The sequence below is a fragment of the Corynebacterium sp. HFH0082 genome (genome assembly GCF_000411235.1).
Taxonomy (GTDB): domain Bacteria; phylum Actinomycetota; class Actinomycetes; order Mycobacteriales; family Mycobacteriaceae; genus Corynebacterium; species Corynebacterium jeikeium_D.
In genome coordinates this window covers 1,794,073-1,813,525 of record NZ_KE150404.1, presented here as the reverse complement: position 1 = coordinate 1,813,525, position 19,453 = coordinate 1,794,073, and the positions used below count along the sequence as shown (strand labels likewise).

Below are 19,453 nucleotides of genomic sequence, written 5' to 3'. Positions count from 1 at the left end.
GTTTAGAGTTTCAGGAAGGAAAGTATGTTGCGGTGCTGCATGAAATCACCGCATGAACGTGTCCCGCGTGAATGAAAGGCATCGACTCGCTATGACAACCACTGAAGATTCGCTCGCCCAGGCTATCGACCAACCCGAGGCATACTTCATTCCGCTAGGGACGGTCACCGAAGGCGAGCTCAGCTACGAGCGCTTCATGCCCACCAGCTTCACTTATGGGGCGTGGGGGCCGTTTCAGCACGGTGCGCCGCCGTCGGCGCTGCTGACGCGCATGTTGGAGCGCCGCCGTCTGGAAAGCGAGGGGATGCGTATTACTCGCATCGCCGTGGATCTGTTGTCGGCTGTACCGTACACGGAGCTCCGCGCGCGCTCATGGGTCTCGCGCCCGGGGCGGCAGATCGCCAAGGTCGAAGCCGAATTGCTTGCCGACGTCAAGGGTGCCTGGCGACCAGTTGCCACCGCGTCCGCATGGATGATGGCCACTGCGGATACGCGGGATATTGAGCGTGCATTCGACAAGCAGGTGCCCGGGCCCGAGGAATGCAGCGCCGAGTACATTCCGCTTACCGACGATTGGAGTGGCGGCTACATCGAATCAATTGAAGCCCGCGCCGGCGCGACGGAAGAGCTGGCCGAGACGCAAATTCACTGGGTTCGCGCGCAGTACCCAATCGTGCTCGGGGAGGAGCCGACTGCGGTGGAGCGAGTCATGCAGGTAGCTGATACCGCCAACGGTATCGGGGCCACGCTGAGCCCGCACCAGTGGGCGTTTATGAATACCGACTTAGTGGTTCACCTGCACCGACTCCCCCAGCTCGGCGCCTCGGAGAAGTCGGCGGAATCGGAGTTGCAGTCGGAAGACGGCGGCTGGGTGGGCATCGCCGCCCGCGGTTCCATTGGGCCGGACGGAATCGGCATGACCGCGGGCGAGCTCTACGATGTGCACGGCCCCATCGGCCGCAGCATGCAGACCTTGCTGGTGCGACCGCAGGGATAACGCGAAGCTACACGTTAAAGTACTTCGCTTCCGGGTGGTAGAGCACGAACGCATCGGTGGACTGCTCTGGGTGCAGCTGGAGCTCCTCAGAGAGCTCCACGCCGATGCGCTCCGGCTGCAGCAGGTCAATCATGCCCTGACGGAAGGTCAGATCCGGACAGGAACCATAGCCGAAGGAGTAACGAGCGCCGCGGTACTTCAGGTCAAAGAAGTCCTGGGTATCGTCGGAGTCTTCCGCGCCAACACTTGTGCCGTCGGAGAACGCGAGCTCGGAGCGAATGCGCTGGTGCCAGTACTCGGCCAGCGCCTCGGTGAGCTGCACGCCGATACCGTGAACCTCCAGGTAGTCGCGGTATTCGTTCTTGGCGTAAATATCGTTGGCGAAGTCAGCGATGGGCTGTCCCATGGTCACCAGCTGGAACGGCATGACGTCGGTCTGTCCTGCGGCGATGGCATCTTCGCGCGAGCGAATGAAGTCAGCAATGCATAGGAAGCGACCACGCTGCTGGCGCGGGAAGGTCCAGGACACCACTGGCTCTGCCGCGGGGTCGGGCTGCTCCCCTTCCGCAGGTAGCGGCAGTACGTGTACGGTATCGCCCTCAGAAACTGCTGGGAAGTAGCCATAGACGACAGCCGCATGCTGGAGGATGTTCTCGGCGCGCAGGCGCTGCAGCCATGCGCGCAGGCGTGGACGACCATCGGATTCGACCAGTTCCTCGTAACTCGGCCCCTCGTCGCCGCGGGTGCCGCGCAGTCCCCACTGCCCCATGAACAGAGCGCGTTCGTCGAGGGTGGTCAGGTAGTCGTCGAGGGGCAGGCCCTTGACAATGCGGGTTCCCCAGAACGGCGGTGTCGCAACGGGGACATCAGCGGCGACATCGGAACGCTCCGGCACCTCGGGGGCTTCAGCAGCAGCCTTGGCGGCGCGCTGCGCGGCGATGCGCTTGGAGCGCTCACGGCGGGCGCGGCGAGCTTCCTTCTTCTCGCGGGCAGCAATGGCCTCTGGCGAATTCTCGTCTGGGCCGAGGCCCTTCTTCGCTGCCATCAGCTCGTCCATGATGCGCAGTCCTTCGAAGGCATCCCTGCCGTAGTAGACATCGCCGTGGTAGAGCTCGGACAGGTCGTCTTCTACGTAGCTACGCGTCAGCGCGGCGCCGCCGAGCAGTACTGGGAAGCGGGTGGCATCGCCGGCGGAGTTGATCTCCAGCAGGTTGTCCTTCATCACCACAGTGGACTTCACCAGCAGGCCGGACATGCCGATAGCGTCGACATCCAGTTCCTTGGCGGCGGACAGAATCGTAGCGATCGGCTGCTTAATGCCCAGGTTATGCACGGTGTAGCCGTTGTTGGAGAGAATAATCTCCACCAGGTTCTTGCCGATGTCGTGGACATCGCCCTTCACCGTGGCCAGCACAATCGAGCCCTTGGAGCCCGTGGCATCCTCGGCATCCATAAAGCCCTCGAGGTAGCCCACCGCGGCCTTCATCGTCTCGGCCGACTGCAGCACGAATGGCAGCTGCATCTGGCCGGAACCGAACAGGTCACCAACGGTCTGCATGCCACGCAGCAGGTCCTCGTTAACAATCGCCAGCGGTTCCTTTTCCTTCATGCCCTCATCGAGGTCAGCCTCGATACCCGTGCGCTCACCGTCGATGATGCGCTGCGCCAGGCGGTCGAACAGCGGCATGGCGGCAAGCTTTTCGGCCCGGGCGTCCTTCGCGTCAGCGGCGGAGACTCCTTCAAAGAGCTCCATGAATACCTGCAGTGGGTCGTACTCCCCGTCGGGGTGTCCCGCTTCACGACGGCGGTCGTACACCATATCGAGAGCGACTTCGCGCTGCTTGTTGTCAATCTTGTTCATCGGCAAGATCTTGGAGCTGTGGGCAATGGCGGAGTCCAGGCCGGCCTCGATGCACTCGTTGAGGAACACCGAGTTGAGTACCTGGCGAGCCGCCGGGTTCAGACCGAAGGAAATGTTGGACAGACCGAGCGTGGTGTGCACGTTCGGGTGGCGACGCTTAAGTTCGCGGATGGCTTCGATGGTTTCGATGCCGTCGCGGCGAGTTTCCTCCTGGCCAGTGGAAATCGGGAAAGTCAGACAGTCGACAATAATGTCCTGCTCGCGCAGTCCCCACGTGCCGGTGATGTCGACGATGAGACGCTCGGCGATCTCAATCTTCTTGTCCTTTGTACGCGCCTGACCTTCTTCGTCGATAGTCAAAGCGACCACGGCAGCACCGTGCTCAACAACCTGGCGCATAATGCGCTGGTAACGCGAGTCCGGGCCATCGCCGTCTTCAAAGTTCACAGAGTTGACCGCGCAGCGACCACCGAGGTGCTCCAGGCCAGTCTTCAAAACCTCCGGTTCCGTGGAGTCCAGCATGACCGGCAACGTCACCGAGGTGGCGATCTGCGATGCCAGGGTTGCCATGTCATCGCGACCGTCGCGCCCCACGTAGTCCACACACAGGTCAATCATGTGTGCGCCATCGGTGACCTGACCACGGGCGGTGTTAAGACACTTCTCCCAGTCGCCGGCCAGCATGGCCTCGCGGAATGCCTTGGAACCGTTGGCGTTGGTGCGCTCACCAATCATGGTGATACCGGTTGTCTGCGTCAGCGGGGCTGCCGAGTACAGAGAACTAACCTCATCGATTGGCTTTGCATCCGGATCCGTCGATGGGCGTGCTGCCTGAACAGCAGGACCCTGCTCAGCGTAGGCGCCGGCACCGGTAATAGCATCGCGAACAGCGGAAACATGCTCCGGTGTGGTACCACAGCAGCCACCGACCATCGCCAGGCCAAACTCTTCAACAAAGCCGCGCAGCGCTGTGGCCAGCTCTGGGGCGGTCAGCGGGTAGGTCGCACCGTTCTTACCCAGCACTGGCAGACCCGCATTCGGCATTACCGATACCGGGATGGAGGCGAAATTGGACAGGTAGCGTAGGTGCTCGCTCATCTCGTCCGGACCCGTTGCACAGTTCAGGCCAATCATGTCGATACCCAGCGGCTGCAGCGCTGCCAGGGCTGCACCAATCTCCGAGCCCATCAGCATGGTGCCTGTGGTCTCGACAGTCACGTGGACGACAATCGGGATCTTCTTCTCAGCCTGTCGCATGGCGGCCTTGATGCCATTGACTGCTGCCTTGACCTGCAGCAAGTCTTGACAGGTCTCAATCAAAAACGCATCCGCGCCACCGGAAATCATGCCGAGTCCGGCCTCCGTGTAAGCGTCGCGAAGCTGAGCGTACGGAGCGTGCCCCAAAGACGGCAGCTTCGTGCCCGGGCCCAGCGAACCGAGGACAAAGCGTCGCATACCCTCGCGCCCCGGCCCCATTTCGTCAGCGACCTTGCGGGCGATTGCGGTGCCCTTGTGCGCTAGCTCCTGGATACGGTCTTCAATGTCGTAATCCGCGAGGTTCGGGAAGTTGCAGCCGAAGGTATTGGTTTCCACCAGGTCGGCGCCGGCCTCGAAATAACGCCGGTGAATCGTCTCGATGATGTCGGGACGAGTGTCATTGAGAATCTCATTACAGCCCTCGTAGCCGAGGAAGTCCGCGTCAACGTCGAGGTCAAAAGACTGCAGCTGGGTACCCATGGCGCCATCGCCAATGAGTACACGGCTGTGCAGTGCGGTGAGGAACTCGGAAGAGTGGCGATCAGTCATGAATAGACACCTTAGTCTACTTTCATAACCGCGCCGTTAATCGGGCTGGTTATTCCATCTCAAAGTAGCTTTCCGCCTTCACCGCAGGCAGGTCCAAACCGACAGCCTTCGTTGCGGAATTGATAATCGCGAGAATCTCGTCGAGCTCCTCATCAAAAATCGAGCCACCGTGCTCATGCTCAATCGCAGCCACGCGCTGTAGGCAGTTCTCTACCGCCTGCGTTGCGGCTTCTTCTCGCTTATCGACGGCCAGTTCCGCCGCCTGATCAATACCAGCGGCGGCCTCACGGAGGGCTTCCCCGACCTGGTCGGCTACCGATTCGTCAAAAAGTGGCTCCCAGAACTCGCGTTCCTCGGGCTGCAGGTAGCTGCCGGTGGCAAACATGCGCAAATCGGCAACTAGCTTATCGATGTTCTCTTGCGTTACTTCGACAGCAGACAGATCTGAGTTGCTCATGCTCAAATTTTAACGCCAAGCAGCGCGTCCAGCGCGGCGGCAACGAATTCTCCGGCACCCGCTGCGCCGGTTACTGTGCCAGCATCTGCCTTGTTGCTGGTATCCGAGGACCACTCCGCAGCCCAGGCATCGATAGCGTCCAGAGCAGCCGGCGTATCCAGGTCATTGGCCAGGCTTGCGCGCACATCGGCAACCAGTGTCGCTGCTGCGCTCACAGCCTTCTCATCGGTGGCAGTCTTTGTAGCTGCGCAAGCCGCACGCCAGGCCTCGTGACGTGCCTTGGCCGCCTCCAGCACCTCGTCCGACCAATCGCGATCAGAGCGGTAATGGCTGGCGAACACGCCAATGCGAATAGCACTCGGGTCGACGCCGGCGGCCACCAGCTTGGAGACAAACACCAGGTTGCCCAGCGACTTGGACATCTTCACGCCATCGAGCGCAATCATGCCAGCGTGAACATAATGGCGCGCCATACGTGCACAGCCAGTAGCGGCTTCAGCGTGAGCCGCCGAGAACTCGTGGTGCGGGAACGCGAGATCCGAGCCACCGCCCTGAATGTCGAAGCTCTTACCCAGGCGGTTGGTGGCAATCGCCGAGCACTCAATGTGCCAACCCGGCCGGCCCGCACCAAAAGGAGCCTCCCAGCTTGGCTCCCCGGGGCGAGCGGCACGCCACACCAGCGCGTCCAGTGGGTCCTCCTTGCCCGGGCGATCCGGGTCGCCACCGCGCTCCGCAAAGAACTCCGCCATCTGCTCTGCCGAGTAATTGGACTCGTAACCAAAGTTCTCAGTGGCACTCTTGCGGAAGTACACATCCGGGTACTCGTCATCGGTGAGCTGGTAGGCCGAGCCATTCTCCAGCAGCTTCTCGACCATTTCCACGACCTCGCCCACGGACTCAATGGCGCCGATATAGTCGCGCGGTGGAATCACCGACAGGTTTTCCATATCCGAGCGAAACAAATCAATCTGCGAGGTGCCCAGCTCGCGCCAGTCCACCCCATCGCGCTCCGCACGTTCGAACAACGGGTCATCGACATCGGTGATGTTCTGCACGTAATGCACCGAGTGTCCATTGTCCAGCAGCTGACGGTAAATCAGATCAAAGGTGAGGTAGGTTGCTGCGTGCCCCAGGTGCGTGGCGTCATAGGGTGTGATGCCACACACGTACATGGTCGCCTCCGGTCCCGCTTCCACCTGGGAGACCTTCTGATCCGCGGTGTCGTAGAGGCGTAGGGGTACCGATGTTGAGCTTTCGTCGTCAAGCGAATGCGCCTTACCTGTATTGCTGGCGCGGTTGAACACATCGAAACGCGCATCGCCGAGACTGGGAACCTGTGGTTGGGGCCACGAATGCATTAAATACTCACTACCTCACTAAACAGCGTTGATCGTGCCGAAGCCGAGCAACACCATAACAATCAAACCGACCGGGATGCGGTACGCGGCGAACCAAGCGAAGGAGTGGTTCGACACGAACTTCAGCAGCCATGCAATAGACGCATAGCCGACGACGAAGGCAATCAGCGTACCGATGGCCAATTGCGCTCCACTAGCGGCCTGTCCCGCCGCAGGGTCAAACGCGTCTGGAAGCGAAAAAATTCCAGCAGCGAAAACAGCGGGGATAGCCAGCAGGAAGGAAAAGCGCGTTGCAACCTCTCGGTCCAAGTGCAAGAACAGGCCGGCAGACACCGTACCGCCCGAGCGCGACACACCCGGAATGAGCGCCAGGCACTGCGCGAAACCCATGACGATGGCATCTCGCATGGTCAGCTCTTCATAGTTGCGCTCACGACGGCCGAACTTCTCTGCGGCGATAAAGACAAAGGAGAAAAGCACCAACACAGCGGCTGTAATCCAGAGATTGCGCAGGTTATCGCGGATGAGGTCCTTCCCCAGCACACCGATGATGGCAATCGGCAGCGTACCGACAATCACCATCCAACCCATGCGGTAGTTGAAACCGCGGGCTTCCTTATTGAACAGACCGGCAAACCAGCCAGTGAGGATCTGCCAGATGTCCTTGGCGAAGAACACCAACACAGCCAATTCGGTGCCAAGCTGCACCACAGCGGTGAAGGATGCACCGGCGTCCTGGCCCCACAGCAGCTCGGAGACAATCCGAAGGTGCCCCGAGGAACTCACCGGGAGAAATTCCGTCAGACCTTGCACTACGGACAGGATGATTGTCTGCGCCCAGGTCATACCGGTGCCGGCGGTATCGGCAGCGGTATCTGCTGAGGCGCTTAGTGTCGTCATGATAGTCACGGGTGTATAGGCTACTCGTCCGGTTTGTGTTGTGGCTATAGCGAGGTTTCGGTGCGGCGATAGCGAGACCTCTCCCGCGGAACTTTTCCCGCGACCGCACACGGGTGTCCTAAAGTAAAAATCGTGCAACAACGAATTCTGGGCAACAGCGGTTTACGCGTCTCCGCCTTGGGGCTGGGTACGGCCACCTGGGGTGCGGGTACCAGGCAAGACGAAGCCGGACGCATCCTGACGGACTTCCTCGACGCCGGAGGCAACCTTGTCGACGCTTCCCCACTCCACGGCGGCGACACTGTTGCCGACATGCTGGGTGCAGTCATCGCAAAGCGCGGTGTCGCCGACGAATTGGTGCTCTCGGTCGCATCTGGCATACACCCCGAGCGGCCCGTCGGCAGGCGCGTGGACTGCTCGCGTAAGACACTGCAAAAGGACCTCGACGATACGCTCGCACGCCTCGGCGTCGAACACATTGATCTGTGGTCGCCCGGCTACTGGGATGGGCTGACCCCACCGGAAGAGGTCGCCGATACCCTGGAATGGGCTGTGCTCACGGGGAAAGTACGTTACGCCGGAGTGCGTGGATACAGCGGTTGGCAGGCGGCGGTGACGCATGCCGCCGCGGATCGAATCGCTCCGGTGTTCGCACAGCATGAGTACTCGCTGCTCCAGCGAAGCCCTGAGGCTGAACTACTGCCCGCCTGTGAGCATTTGGGGCTCGGCTTTATCGGTGGCGCCCCACTGGCCCAAGGCGTTTTGACCGCCAAATACCAGCACATCATTCCCGAGGACTCCCGCGCTGCTTCCGAACACGCCGACGCAGAGGTACAGGACTATCTCGACACGCGCGGCGTCACGGTTGCAGGCGCGCTGACCACCGCAGCCAAGGGGCTCGGCGTCAGTGCTGCCGTCGCAGCGATTTCCTGGGCACGCGATCGGCCGGGCGTCACCTCGATCCTCGTTGGCGCTCGAGACCGCGCTCAGCTACGCGAAAACCTCACCGCCGAACAACTCACGCTGCCACCGCAGATTTGCAACGCGCTTGACGACGTCACGCTGTAATCAGTAACCGCATTCTTATAAAGACTTATAAGGCACAACGAATGCGAGAGCCTCCCACGGCTGGAGGCGTCCACAAAGTAATCAGGCCGGGGTGGTAGTTTCTATAGCGTGAGTGAAAACAGTCGTCGACGTGTCATAACCTCCCTTCTAGCGGGGCTTTCCGCTAGCGCAGTGGTCCTGGCAGGGTGCTCCTCCGATGTGGAAGGAGACATCGATGCCGGAATGGGCAACGCCACGCCAGTGCCGGCCGCTTCACCCGCTGCTCCCGATACTGCTATCGGGAGGGCCAAGAAGATTGATGAGGACGTTACCGATGCCGTGCTGGTCGGCGACCGAGTTGTCCTGAAGGCCGGGGACAAAATCTTTGCCGGTCCGCTGAATAACCCAATTGAGCGATCAATGAAGCTGGGCGCGAAGTGTGGTGAGCTCGCGCCGGGCGGCCCTAACGCTTTGCTGCCGTGTGAAGATGGCATCCACGTCATTACTGACCAGGCTACGGAAACGGCCGTTGTCGGCCGTGGCACCAACTACTCCGCCGCAGTTGGCCTGGAAGGCGGCCGCATCATCGGTGCCCATGCGGATAGCAATGTCGTCGATGTGTTCGGCGCTGATGGTGAGTTGGCCAGTGACTTCAAGGCTGCCAATAACGGGTCGCAGCTCGTTGAGATTCCCAAAGCGGACAATGACGCGGACGTCAAGCTGTTAGAGGTCAACCGTCCGGAGACTTCGGTGCATGAGCTCAAGCTCGATGAGTCCCGCGCTGGCTCTGCGCTGCGTGCGGGTATCGGCGTCGGCAAGGTAGCTTCCGGTGATCATGTCATTGCTGCCGCAGACACCAAGGGCAACCAGCTTCTTATTTACACTGCCACTGACGTCATTCGCCTCCACCAGGCAGCTCCGGCCCCGGAGGCTCCGTGGGCGGTAGCGGTCGATGAATCGCGCGGAATTGTCTGGGTGACTTCGACGAAGGTGAACAAGCTGACTGGCTACGACATCAGCTCGGGTACCCCAGTCAAGGTCGCGGACATCAACACGGTTGCAGATCCACAGTCGATTGTTGCCACCGAGGATGGCCAGATTGGCGTCTTCTCGGCTACCGGTGACGGGGCCCAGATTTTTGACTCCGCGGACGTCGATAAGGCAATTGCTGATTTCAAGCAGGATGCAGAGAAGATTCGTGAGGAGATGTCGGTTCGGGAACCAGCCGATAAACTACCGACCGGTGCAGGTGACACCAAGGGAGCAGACGACTCCGAGGGAGAGACTAAGTAGATGCCTTCGAAACTTCGCGCCAAGTCCTATCAACTCGCGCTAAAGGCAATGTTCCAGGTTCCACCGGAGCAGATTCACGAGGCCATCTCGAAGACCCTGAAGGGGCTGCAGAAGTCGGAGAGTCTACAGCGGGCGGTGAGCAAGCTACTCGTTGTTGACGATGCTGTGCTGCGTCAAACCGTGTTCGGTGTGGACTTCCCGCGTCCGCTGGGGCTCGCCGCGGGCTTCGACAAGGCTGCTATTGCCCCGGATTGCTGGGGGCCAATTGGTTTTGGCTACGCGGAACTGGGAACCGTGACTGCCAAGCCGCAGCCGGGCAACGATCGCCCGCGTCTGTTCCGTCTGAAGGAAGACCGCGCCATTTTGAACCGCATGGGTTTCAACAACCCCGGCGCCGCTGCTGTAGCGGAGAACTTGCGGGCGCGTCGCAGTGACGACGTCATCGGTATCAACATTGGTAAGACCAAGGTGACTCCGCTGGAAGAGGCCGTCGATGATTATCGAGAATCGGCTAGCCAGCTCGGCGGCTTGGCGGACTACGTTGTTGTTAACGTCTCCTCACCGAACACGCCGGGTCTGCGCGACCTTCAGGCAGTGGAGTCACTGCGCCCGATTCTGGCAGCGGTGACTGAGGAGACCGACTCGCCGGTGCTGGTCAAGATTGCTCCTGATCTCTCCGACGATGATGTCATCGCAGTTGCTGACTTGGCGGTTGACCTTGGGCTGGCAGGCATTGTGGCTACCAACACCACCATTTCTCGCGAGGGCCTGCGTACGCCCGCGGATGAGGTCGCGGAGATGGGGGCCGGTGGAGTCTCGGGTGCTCCTGTGGCAGCTCGGTCACTAGAGGTGCTGAAGCTGCTGCACGAGCGCGTCGGAGACAAACTAGTTCTCATCAGCGTCGGCGGCATTGAAACTGCTGAGCAGGCGTGGGAGCGGATTGCCAACGGCGCTTCCCTACTGCAGGGCTACACACCGTTGATTTATGGCGGTCCGGACTGGATTCGTGACATTCACCAAGGGTTGGCTCGCCAGATTCGAGCTCAGGGATTCTACTCCATTTCGGAGGCAGTCGGCTGTGGTCTGCCGTGGCGTGGTTAACTGCTGAAAGCCGTTGAGGCTTCCTAACCCAATAAACACGTGACCCCGAGGCCAGCTGCCATGAAGGCGCTGGCCCCGGGGTTTTCTGTATGAGTAGCGTGCCCGGTCGGTTGAGTTGCCCGTGTGGGCGTCGTATCCCTACTCCCCGACGTTCTCCCACCACGGCGTGATGATGGCACGCGCAATCGAGTGGAAGTACAGATTGAAGCCAAGCACGGTCGGCGTCGCATCTTCCGGAACATCAAGCTTCTCCACGTCGACCGCGTGCACCGCATACATGTAACGGTGTGGGGCATGCTGCGCCGGTGGGTTAGCTCCGTAGTGACCACGCATGCCCGAGTCGCCGACAAGCTGGATAGCGCCTTCTGGCAGCTTAGAGCCGTCTTCGGAGCCAGCTCCCTGTGGCAGACCCTTTTCGGTCGCTGGAATGTTGAAGACAGCCCAGTGCCAGAAGCCCGAAGCGGTCGGAGCATCCGGATCGAAGCAGGTCACGGCAATGGACTTAGTTCCTTCCGGCAGATTTGCCCAATCCAGTTGTGGGGAAACATTCGACGGAGCGCGGAATTCATCCGCAATCTTCTCGCCGTCCTTGATATCTGGCGAGGACAGCTCGAAGGTTGGCAAATCCTTCAGCGGTGCGTACGGATCTGGTCCCGGGAAAACCGGAGCATTTGCAGTGTTGTTTGTAGCGTTGTTTGCAGTGTCGTTTGCGGTGTCGTTTGCGGTGTCGTTGGAATTCGTAGTCATAACTACCAGTGTGCCTACTTTATGAGCGCGCTGCAGGGACTTTACAAGACTCCCTATCTGCAGGGCCTGATTCTCAGTGCGAATCCAAGGCGGATGCGGGGCTAACACCGCTGATGTAATTACACCTAGGTTTGGCGCGCTAATGCCCCTCTGACCTGCCAATTTGTGTTTCATTATGTAGTCGGGATACAGTATCACAGGTCAGCACGGAAGTGCTTCCTACCCGGTCCGGGTGGCGGAATGGCAGACGCGCTAGCTTGAGGTGCTAGTGCCCTATTAACGGGCGTGGGGGTTCAAGTCCCCCTCCGGACACAAGATAAATCCCGAGAAACTGCAATTAGTGCAGCTCTCGGGATTTTTGCTTTGTCTGTCGGACCAATGGGACTGCCCTATTGCAGCGCCGAGGTCAAGCGGAAAACAGAGTCCAGGTAGCGCTGGCGAAGGGGCCGGTCATTCCATTCCTCCTGGGTGAGCAGGAAAGATTTGTCGCGGTACTCGTCGGCAAGCGTGATCAGTTTGTCCACGATGGAACCGGCGGCGGAAAGAAGCGTGATCTCGTAGTTGAGGCCGAACGAGCGCATATCCAGATTGGAGGAGCCGAACATGGCCATGCGGTCGTCGATAACCATGAACTTGGAGTGCAGGACCGCAGGCGCCGGATAGCGGTAGATCTTCACGCCAGCGGTTAGCAGTGCCTGGTAGTAGGACTGCTGCGCGTGGCCGACCATGAACTGATCGGACTCTTCGTTGACGTAGAGCTGGACGTCGATGCCTCCATATGCGGCAGAGGTCAGCGCCATGAGCATGGATTCGTCGGGGACGAAGTACGGGCTGACGGCGATAATCCGCTCGTGTGCCTGGTAGATCATGTTATTGAAGACGCGCAGGTTCGGCTCCGTGCTGAAGCCCGGACCCGACGGCAGCACCTGGACAACGTTGTAGTTGTCGTTGACTTCGGTGTTGTGGAGTGAATAGTCCCTGGTGGCGTCTGGGGTCTTGTATAGCTCGCTGGTCCAATCAACCGCGAAAATTGCGTCGAAGGCCAGCGCAATATCGCCCTCGAGTTCAATCCAGGTGTCCACCCATCGGCGGCCGATCTTATGGTTCTTTTTCTTCTGATATTCGGGCTCAATCAAATTCTGCGAACCCATGAATACAATGTCGCCATCAATAACTACGAGCTTGCGGTGATTACGCAGATCCAGGCGGCGCCAGGTGAGCTTCAGCAAGCTCACGGGCAGCATTGGGTGCCAGGAGATTTGGGACTGGTCCAGGCGCTTTTTCAACTTGTAGTAGCCGGGGTACTTCCACGAACCAATTGGATCGACCAGTACCTTGACCTCTAGTCCCCTGTCTTGCGCGCGCTCGAGAGCCTGTATGAAAGGCTCCGTGCTGTCATCCAGTGCAAAGATGTAGGACTGCACGTGGATAGATTTCTGAGCCGCATCGATGGTCTCAATCATGCGGTCAATGGAGGCATTGAATTCGGTGAAAAGTCCCTTTTCTGCGCTGGCAATTGCCGGCATTCCCGTGAGCTGACGCGAGAGCTTGAATACGTTGACAACATCATCTTCTATCTCGGCATCATCCGGTACGTCGGGCAGATGCTCGGTACGTTCCGCAATGAGCTCCTGCGCCAGTGCCTGTACCTCGTGCCTACGGCCCGTGATTTGCTGCGAGCCCAGGAAGAGGAACAGAGGTAGGCCGATAAATGGAATCAGCAGAATCAGTAGCAGCCACGCCGTCGAAGCCGATGGGCTTCGGTTTTCCGGCACCCACCCAATCGCGATGAACTTAATCGTGTAGTCGAGTGCGAAAAATAGTACTTGCCACCACGTTAAGTCCTCCACCAGCCACGGGAAGGTGCCCATCAACCAATCCATGCAGATGATATTACTGAAGGATTTTTCAGTACCTTTGGTCGCGGCCCCTTAGGTGCACTCTCCCCTTTTCGTGACAGCCTATTGTGACATCTGAAATTGAATACTGGTATCAATACGTAGTAATGTTCAACTTATTGAACATAGTAAGCGTTTGGCATGTCGACTTCGAAAGGACTAACCCCTCCAAATGACTGAGAAGGCTCCTACGAGCACCGAGCTCGACGTTGCCACTAGCGTACTGAAGTTGATGGCAGACAAGACGCGTCTCTCCATCCTGTCGCTCCTTCGTGACGGGGAGATGACCGTCACCGCGATCGCTAGTACGCTCGATCGCCCCGTCCCCGCGATTTCTCAGCACCTGGCGAAGTTGCGCATGGCCAATATGGTGCAGACCCGCAAGGAGGGCACGTCTAGCTTCTACTCTCAGCCCGACGAGCACCTCACCAACCTGGTGGTCAACGCTCTCCACTTCGCCGAACACACGCTCTACAGCGATCCGCCCCATCACCGCGGTCAGTAGGCGCACACGGATACGCCCGCTTTACTCGCTTTACGACGAAAACCCCGTGCCCTTCGAAACCTAGTTGGCGAGCCCGGCGTTCGATGCCCTTCCCTGGTCAAATGCCTCCATGATGCGCTGGGCGGCGAGCGTCGGTGTCAGCTGCCCCGAGCGGAGTTGTTTTTCCACCAGGGTGCTCTCTGTCTGCACAGCCTCGTTGGTGTTGAGTCTCTGCAAGAGCGTTTCGTGCACCATGGACCACATCCACTTAATCTGCTGGTTAGCGCGGTTTTCATCAAAGAGATGATTCTCGTGCATAGCCTCGACATGGTCTTCGATGGCTTGCCAGAAATTGTCGATGCCGTCGTCCTCCAGTGCCGACATAGTCAGCACCGGTGGGGTCCAGACTTGATCTGAGGAGCGAACCATCTTCATGGCCGTCATCAGATCACGCGCAGCGCGCTTTGCCGGGCGCAAGTTCTTACCATCCGCCTTGTTGATAGAAATCACGTCGGCCATCTCCAGCACACCCTTCTTGATGCCCTGGAGTTGGTCACCAGCGCCGGCGAGTGCCAGAAACGCAAACGTATCCACCATCTGGGCCACCGCGACCTCGGACTGACCGACGCCGACAGTTTCGACGATGACAATGTCGTAGCCTGCGGCCTCGAGCACCACCATGGCCTCACGCGTTGCCTTGGCGACACCACCGAGTGTGCCCGCAGAGGGCGACGGACGGATGAAGGCTTCATCCGCGGCCGAGAGCCGGGACATACGGGTCTTGTCGCCCAGAATCGAGCCACCGGACTTCGTCGACGACGGGTCGATGGCCAGCACTGCAACGCGGTGGCCTTCCTCGATCAGCTTTAGCCCGAGGGTTTCAATCGTGGTTGATTTACCGACGCCGGGGACGCCGGTAAGTCCGACGCGCATGGCCTTGCCGGAAAATGGCAGCAACTTCACCAGTAGCTCTTGAGCCAGCACCTTATGCGCCGGAGCAGTCGACTCCAGCAGCGTGATTGCCCGAGCCAACTTAGTGCGGTTTCCAGCCCGCACGCCCTCAAAGAGGTCGTCGACATCAATCCGTCGTCGCGCACGGCGGACGACTTCGGGGGCTACAGCGGTCTTTCCCTCAACGACCGTGCCAGCGGTAGTGACGAGGGTGCCCAGGTTTTCTTCAAGATACTCGTTCATCGCTACTTCTCAATTCCGACAACGCGCTGAGCTGAACAGTCAGCCCAGCGCGGATGCGGTAGTTATTTAGGACTCTTCGTCAACGGCAAGGTCGAGGCCCAGCTCGTTAGAGAGCTTGGTCATCATGTCGATTGCCGAATCAGCGATGACAGTGCCCGGCGGGTAAATAGCCGCGGCGCCGGCATCGTAGAGTTCCTGGAAGTCGCCCGGTGGGATAACACCACCGACAACAATCATGATGTCCTCACGACCCAGTTTTGCCAGCTCATCGCGCAGGGCAGGAACGAGCGTCAGGTGTCCGGCGGCCAGCGAAGAAACACCGACGACGTGGACATCCGAGTCGACTGCCGACTTGGCGGCCTCCTCCGGAGTTTGGAACAGCGGTCCCACGTCAACGTCCATGCCGAGGTCCGCGTAGGCGGACGCGATGACCTTCTGGCCACGGTCGTGACCATCCTGGCCCATCTTGGCCAGGAAGATACGGGGACGGCGACCTTCCTGCTCTTCGAACTTATCGGCCATGGCGATGGCCTTGGAGACGTTGGACACGGCTCCCTCCTTGCCAACTTCGTCCTTGTAGACGCCGGAGAGAGTACGGATCTCGGCCTGATGGCGGCCAAAGACCTCTTCCATGGCGTCGGAGATTTCACCGATGGAGGCCATGGCGCGAGCACAGTCGACAGCGAGCTTCAAAAGGTTCTTGTCCAGGTCCCCCGGTTCACCCGGGTTACGGCAAGCGTCGGTCAGAGCGGCCAGTGCCTTCTGAACCTCTTCCTCGTCGCGCTCGGCGCGCAGGCGAGCCAGCTTGTCAATCTGCTCCTGGCGCACGCGGGAGTTCTCAACCTTGAGAACCTCGATGGCCTCGTCCTCTTCGACCTGGTATTTATTCACGCCGATGAGAGCCTGACGACCCGAGTCAATACGGGCCTGCGTACGAGCTGCAGCCTCTTCAATACGCAGCTTCGGAATGCCCTCGATGGTGGCCTGTGCCATACCGCCGGCCTCTTCGACCTCGTCGATGTGCTGGCGTGCACGCTTGACCAGCTCATTAGTCAGCCACTCGATGTAGTAGGAACCAGCCCACGGATCAACCGGACGCGTGGTGTTGGACTCCTGCTGAAGCAGCAGCTGAGTGTTACGAGCAATACGGGCTGAGAAGTCAGTCGGCAGTGCCAGGGCCTCGTCCAGTGCGTTGGTGTGCAGCGACTGGGTGTGGCCCTGTGTTGCGGCCATAGCCTCAACAGCAGTACGCGCGACGTTGTTGTAGACATCCTGAGCGGTCAGCGACCAACCGGAGGTCTGCGAGTGAGTACGCAGGGACTGGGACTTCGGGTTCTTCGGGCCAAACTTGCCAACCAGCTCGGACCAGAGGATGCGGCCTGCACGCAGCTTGGCGATCTCGGTGAAGGTGTTCATCGAGATGCCCCAGAAGAAGGACAGACGCGGAGCGAACTTATCAACTTCCAGGCCAGCGTCAATACCGGCCCGCAGGTACTCGATGCCGTCGGCAAGCGTGTAAGCGAGCTCAAGGTCGGCCGTCGCGCCCGCTTCCTGAATGTGGTAGCCGGAAATCGAAATCGAGTTGAACTTCGGCATCTTTGCCGAGGTGTACTCGAAGATCGAGGAGATGATTCGCATCGAAGGCTTCGGCGGGTAGATGTACGTGTTACGAACCATGAACTCCTTGAGAATGTCGTTCTGGATCGTACCGCGCAGCTGCTCGGTCGAAACGCCCTGCTCTTCAGCGGTGACAATGTAGAAGGCCAGAATCGGCAGCACAGCGCCGTTCATGGTCATAGACACCGAGACGCCGCCCAGGTCAATGCCCTGGAAGAGCTCACGCATGTCGTAAATCGAGTCAATTGCCACGCCGGCCATACCGACGTCGCCGGACACACGCGGGTTGTCCGAGTCGTAGCCACGGTGGGTAGCCAGGTCGAAAGCGACCGAAAGGCCCTTCTGGCCGGCCGCGAGGTTGCGGCGGTAGAAGGCATTGGACTCAGCTGCGGTGGAGAAGCCAGCGTACTGGCGAATAGTCCACGGCTGGTTGGTGTACATGGTCGGATACGGCCCGCGCATGAATGGGGCGATACCCGGGAAAGAATCTACCGGGTGGCCCTCGGCGGCAGCGGCGTCGCGGTCAGCGCGATCGTAGACGCGCTTGACATCGATGCCCTCTGGAATGGTCCACACTTCACCTGCTTCCGCGGCAGCTTCCTTGTCAGTGGCAGCGGCCGCGTCGTCGGTGTTGCGGGAGATGTCAGCGAAATTTGGGATGGTGGTCATTACTTCCTTCACGCTCCCAGTTCGTTCAGCAGTCGGGACAGCTCCGCGACAGCATCGATGGTCATGTTCAGGTATCCGTCGGGGCGAGCGTCCTCAGCGGCATTGGCGAAGCTCTTCTCGGAGCCGGCCACCAGGACCTCCTTAGCGCCGGCGGCGCGGGCGGCCTTGACAGCGTCCTGGCCCGAGGTCTCGTACTCGCTGTCGGCTGCGCACAGCACGACAATCGGTGAGGCCTTCACTGCCTCTTCGAAACCGACCTCGCCCGGCACAACCTGGCCGGGGTTGGCGACGGCGATACCGCCGGAAGCCAGCAGGTTGGAGGTAAAACCAGTGCGGATGTTGTGCTTGGCCAGCGGACCCAGCGGCAGCATGGCAATCAGCGGACGGTTGCCCTTTTCAGCCAGGAAGTCATCGGAGCGGTTGCGCAGCGCCTCGAAGTCGCTGGCCCAACGGCGAATCGGGTCGCCCTCCGGGCGGGCCTCAGGAGCCAGTGGGGCTTCAGCCAGGTTCGGGAACTCGTTGATAGCGGTGACCTTGGTGCGGCGGTGTGCGATGTCGGCGCGGCGCTTTTCCCAGGTAGCGTCCAGGGCGGCGCGAATATCGGCCTCCGCGGAGGTGAAACCACCGGCAGCCTCAGTGGCAGTGAAGATCTCCCACGCCTTGTCGGCCATTTCCTCGGTCAGGTCTTCGACGAAGTAGGAGCCACCTGCTGGGTCGGCGACGTAACCAAGGTGAGACTCTTCCAGCAGCAACAGGTTGGTGTTGCGAGCGATGCGAGCCTTGAAAGCCTTGGAGACGTTCGGCATGCCGCCGACAACTGCGTAATCAAACGGCAGAACCTCAACTGAGGAGGCACCGCCGACACCTGCGGCGAAGGAGGCGACAGTCACACGCAGCATGTTGACCCACGGATCGCGCTGGCTGAACATGACCGGGGCTGTCACGGCGTGCATCGGAGCGCGGCCAGCCTCGGGGGCACCGATAACCTCAGCAACGCGGGCCCACAGGACGCGAGCAGCGCGGAACTTCGCGATGGTGTCGAACTGGTCGTCGGTAGCGGCAAAGCGGAAAGCGATCTGGCCGAGCGCTTCTTCAGCGCTCAATCCGGCTTCGGTCAGCGCACGCAGGTAGGCGACACCAACGGCGAGACTGTAGCCAATCTCCTGGATGTTGTTTGCGCCCAGGTTGGAGAAAACAACGCCGTCGACAAGCAGGGCGCGGACGTCGCCCGGCTGCTTAGCCGCCTTGACGGCCAGCTGAGTGGCCTCGTCGAGAGAAACATCGTCAATACCGGCAAAAGCGGAGGTCAGCGGAGCTGCAGAAAGCTCGACTGCGATGTTATCCGGATTAGTCGGGTTCGCCTGCTCGATGTAGGACGTCAGTGCTTCCGCAACCTGCGCAGTCTTCTTACCGGCATGCACGGCAATCGGAGCAAGGTCGACGTAGACGTTGTTGAGCAGAGCCGGCACATCAGCGGCTTCGAGGGAGCCGGTGAAGTCCAGGCGGATGTCCGTGGTGCCGTTTTCCAAGGCAGTCAGCAGAGTCTCGTTGACCGCCTTTGGGTCAAGGGCATCCTCACCCGGGTACTGGCGACCGAAGGTCTCCCGAACACCCCAACCGTTGGTGTTGTCCGAAGTGACCTTTGCGCCACGGACGAATGGGAACTGGCCCGGAGCTGGGCTTTCCGCGAGCTCGTCCGCGCGGGTGTAGAGCGGGCGAACATCGACACCGTCATAGGTGGTCTGAATCAGTCGTTTCCAAATATCGAGCGGTACATCTGCAACGTCTTGCTTGTGCACCCGCGCGAATACCTTGGCCACGCCCTGATACCAGGAATTCTGCAATTCCTCGAAGTTTGGTGGCAGCGTGGAAGGTGATTCGGGGGTCGTTCGGTCAGTCACGACAGACCTTCTCCCTTACATGTTCTAAGCAACGCCTCTATCAATCCATGACCGAGGAAATTCGGCTGCGACAATTTCCGAATTCTCCGCGACGGAAAGGGATCTAAAGGCGTTGGCTTCCTC

At 60.0% G+C, this 19,453-nt stretch carries 14 protein-coding genes and 1 tRNA gene; 6 read left to right on the top strand and 9 right to left on the bottom strand.

Annotation, left to right across the window (positions count from 1 at the left end):
- The first annotated feature begins 91 nt into the window (after nucleotides 1-91).
- Nucleotides 92-997, top strand: a complete 906-nt coding sequence (locus tag HMPREF1206_RS07855) for a thioesterase family protein (RefSeq protein WP_016422790.1) — start codon at nucleotides 92-94, stop codon at nucleotides 995-997.
- Nucleotides 998-1,004: 7 nt separating this feature from the next.
- On the opposite strand, the gene metH is transcribed toward HMPREF1206_RS07855, so the two are convergent.
- From metH to HMPREF1206_RS07835, 4 genes are read right to left on the bottom strand one after another with little or no spacing between them, the layout of a single operon-like run.
- Nucleotides 1,005-4,664: a methionine synthase gene (metH, locus tag HMPREF1206_RS07850; protein WP_016422789.1), complete on the bottom strand. Its 3,660-nt coding sequence runs from the start codon at nucleotides 4,662-4,664 to the stop codon at nucleotides 1,005-1,007.
- Nucleotides 4,665-4,713: 49 nt separating this feature from the next.
- Nucleotides 4,714-5,121, bottom strand: a complete 408-nt coding sequence (locus HMPREF1206_RS07845) for a hypothetical protein (protein WP_016422788.1) — start codon at nucleotides 5,119-5,121, stop codon at nucleotides 4,714-4,716.
- A 2-nt stretch (nucleotides 5,122-5,123) separates the two neighbouring features.
- Complete coding sequence (gene mshC, locus HMPREF1206_RS07840; protein ID WP_016422787.1) at nucleotides 5,124-6,479, bottom strand: cysteine--1-D-myo-inosityl 2-amino-2-deoxy-alpha-D-glucopyranoside ligase; 1,356 nt, start codon at nucleotides 6,477-6,479, stop codon at nucleotides 5,124-5,126.
- A gap of 18 nt (nucleotides 6,480-6,497) precedes the next feature.
- Nucleotides 6,498-7,379: an undecaprenyl-diphosphate phosphatase gene (locus HMPREF1206_RS07835; protein WP_040361409.1), complete on the bottom strand. Its 882-nt coding sequence runs from the start codon at nucleotides 7,377-7,379 to the stop codon at nucleotides 6,498-6,500.
- A gap of 132 nt (nucleotides 7,380-7,511) precedes the next feature.
- Between HMPREF1206_RS07835 and HMPREF1206_RS07830 the strand changes: the two genes are divergently transcribed.
- The 3 genes from HMPREF1206_RS07830 to HMPREF1206_RS07820 all read left to right on the top strand — a co-directional run bounded on the left by HMPREF1206_RS07830 (nucleotide 7,512) and on the right by HMPREF1206_RS07820 (nucleotide 10,820).
- Nucleotides 7,512-8,447: an aldo/keto reductase gene (locus HMPREF1206_RS07830; protein ID WP_016422785.1), complete on the top strand. Its 936-nt coding sequence runs from the start codon at nucleotides 7,512-7,514 to the stop codon at nucleotides 8,445-8,447.
- A 108-nt stretch (nucleotides 8,448-8,555) separates the two neighbouring features.
- The gene (locus tag HMPREF1206_RS07825; RefSeq protein WP_179078157.1) at nucleotides 8,556-9,719 is read left to right on the top strand and encodes a hypothetical protein; all 1,164 of its coding nucleotides are present in this window, start codon (nucleotides 8,556-8,558) and stop codon (nucleotides 9,717-9,719) included.
- Nucleotides 9,720-10,820, top strand: coding sequence for a quinone-dependent dihydroorotate dehydrogenase (locus tag HMPREF1206_RS07820; protein ID WP_016422783.1), 1,101 nt, complete (start codon nucleotides 9,720-9,722; stop codon nucleotides 10,818-10,820). It begins immediately after the preceding gene.
- A gap of 138 nt (nucleotides 10,821-10,958) precedes the next feature.
- Here the strand turns inward: HMPREF1206_RS07820 and HMPREF1206_RS07815 are convergent, their stop codons facing one another.
- Nucleotides 10,959-11,567: a YbhB/YbcL family Raf kinase inhibitor-like protein gene (locus tag HMPREF1206_RS07815; protein WP_016422782.1), complete on the bottom strand. Its 609-nt coding sequence runs from the start codon at nucleotides 11,565-11,567 to the stop codon at nucleotides 10,959-10,961.
- A gap of 226 nt (nucleotides 11,568-11,793) precedes the next feature.
- Between HMPREF1206_RS07815 and HMPREF1206_RS07810 the strand changes: the two genes are divergently transcribed.
- Nucleotides 11,794-11,879 (top strand) — tRNA-Leu (locus tag HMPREF1206_RS07810).
- A gap of 77 nt (nucleotides 11,880-11,956) precedes the next feature.
- Here HMPREF1206_RS07810 and cls read toward each other — a convergent pair.
- Nucleotides 11,957-13,450 carry a cardiolipin synthase gene (gene cls, locus HMPREF1206_RS07805; protein WP_042388706.1) on the bottom strand — a complete coding sequence of 498 codons (1,494 nt, stop codon included), beginning with the start codon at nucleotides 13,448-13,450 and terminating at the stop codon, nucleotides 11,957-11,959.
- 187 nt (nucleotides 13,451-13,637) lie between these two features.
- Between cls and HMPREF1206_RS07800 the strand changes: the two genes are divergently transcribed.
- Nucleotides 13,638-13,970, top strand: coding sequence for a metalloregulator ArsR/SmtB family transcription factor (locus HMPREF1206_RS07800; RefSeq protein WP_016422780.1), 333 nt, complete (start codon nucleotides 13,638-13,640; stop codon nucleotides 13,968-13,970).
- A 60-nt stretch (nucleotides 13,971-14,030) separates the two neighbouring features.
- Here the strand turns inward: HMPREF1206_RS07800 and meaB are convergent, their stop codons facing one another.
- From meaB to HMPREF1206_RS07785, 3 genes are all read right to left on the bottom strand, one after another.
- Nucleotides 14,031-15,143 carry a methylmalonyl Co-A mutase-associated GTPase MeaB gene (meaB, locus tag HMPREF1206_RS07795; protein WP_016422779.1) on the bottom strand — a complete coding sequence of 371 codons (1,113 nt, stop codon included), beginning with the start codon at nucleotides 15,141-15,143 and terminating at the stop codon, nucleotides 14,031-14,033.
- Nucleotides 15,144-15,209: 66 nt separating this feature from the next.
- Nucleotides 15,210-17,429, bottom strand: coding sequence for a methylmalonyl-CoA mutase (scpA, locus tag HMPREF1206_RS07790; RefSeq protein WP_016422778.1), 2,220 nt, complete (start codon nucleotides 17,427-17,429; stop codon nucleotides 15,210-15,212).
- Nucleotides 17,430-17,437: 8 nt separating this feature from the next.
- Nucleotides 17,438-19,330 carry a methylmalonyl-CoA mutase family protein gene (locus HMPREF1206_RS07785; protein WP_016422777.1) on the bottom strand — a complete coding sequence of 631 codons (1,893 nt, stop codon included), beginning with the start codon at nucleotides 19,328-19,330 and terminating at the stop codon, nucleotides 17,438-17,440.
- Nucleotides 19,331-19,453 lie beyond the last annotated feature (123 nt).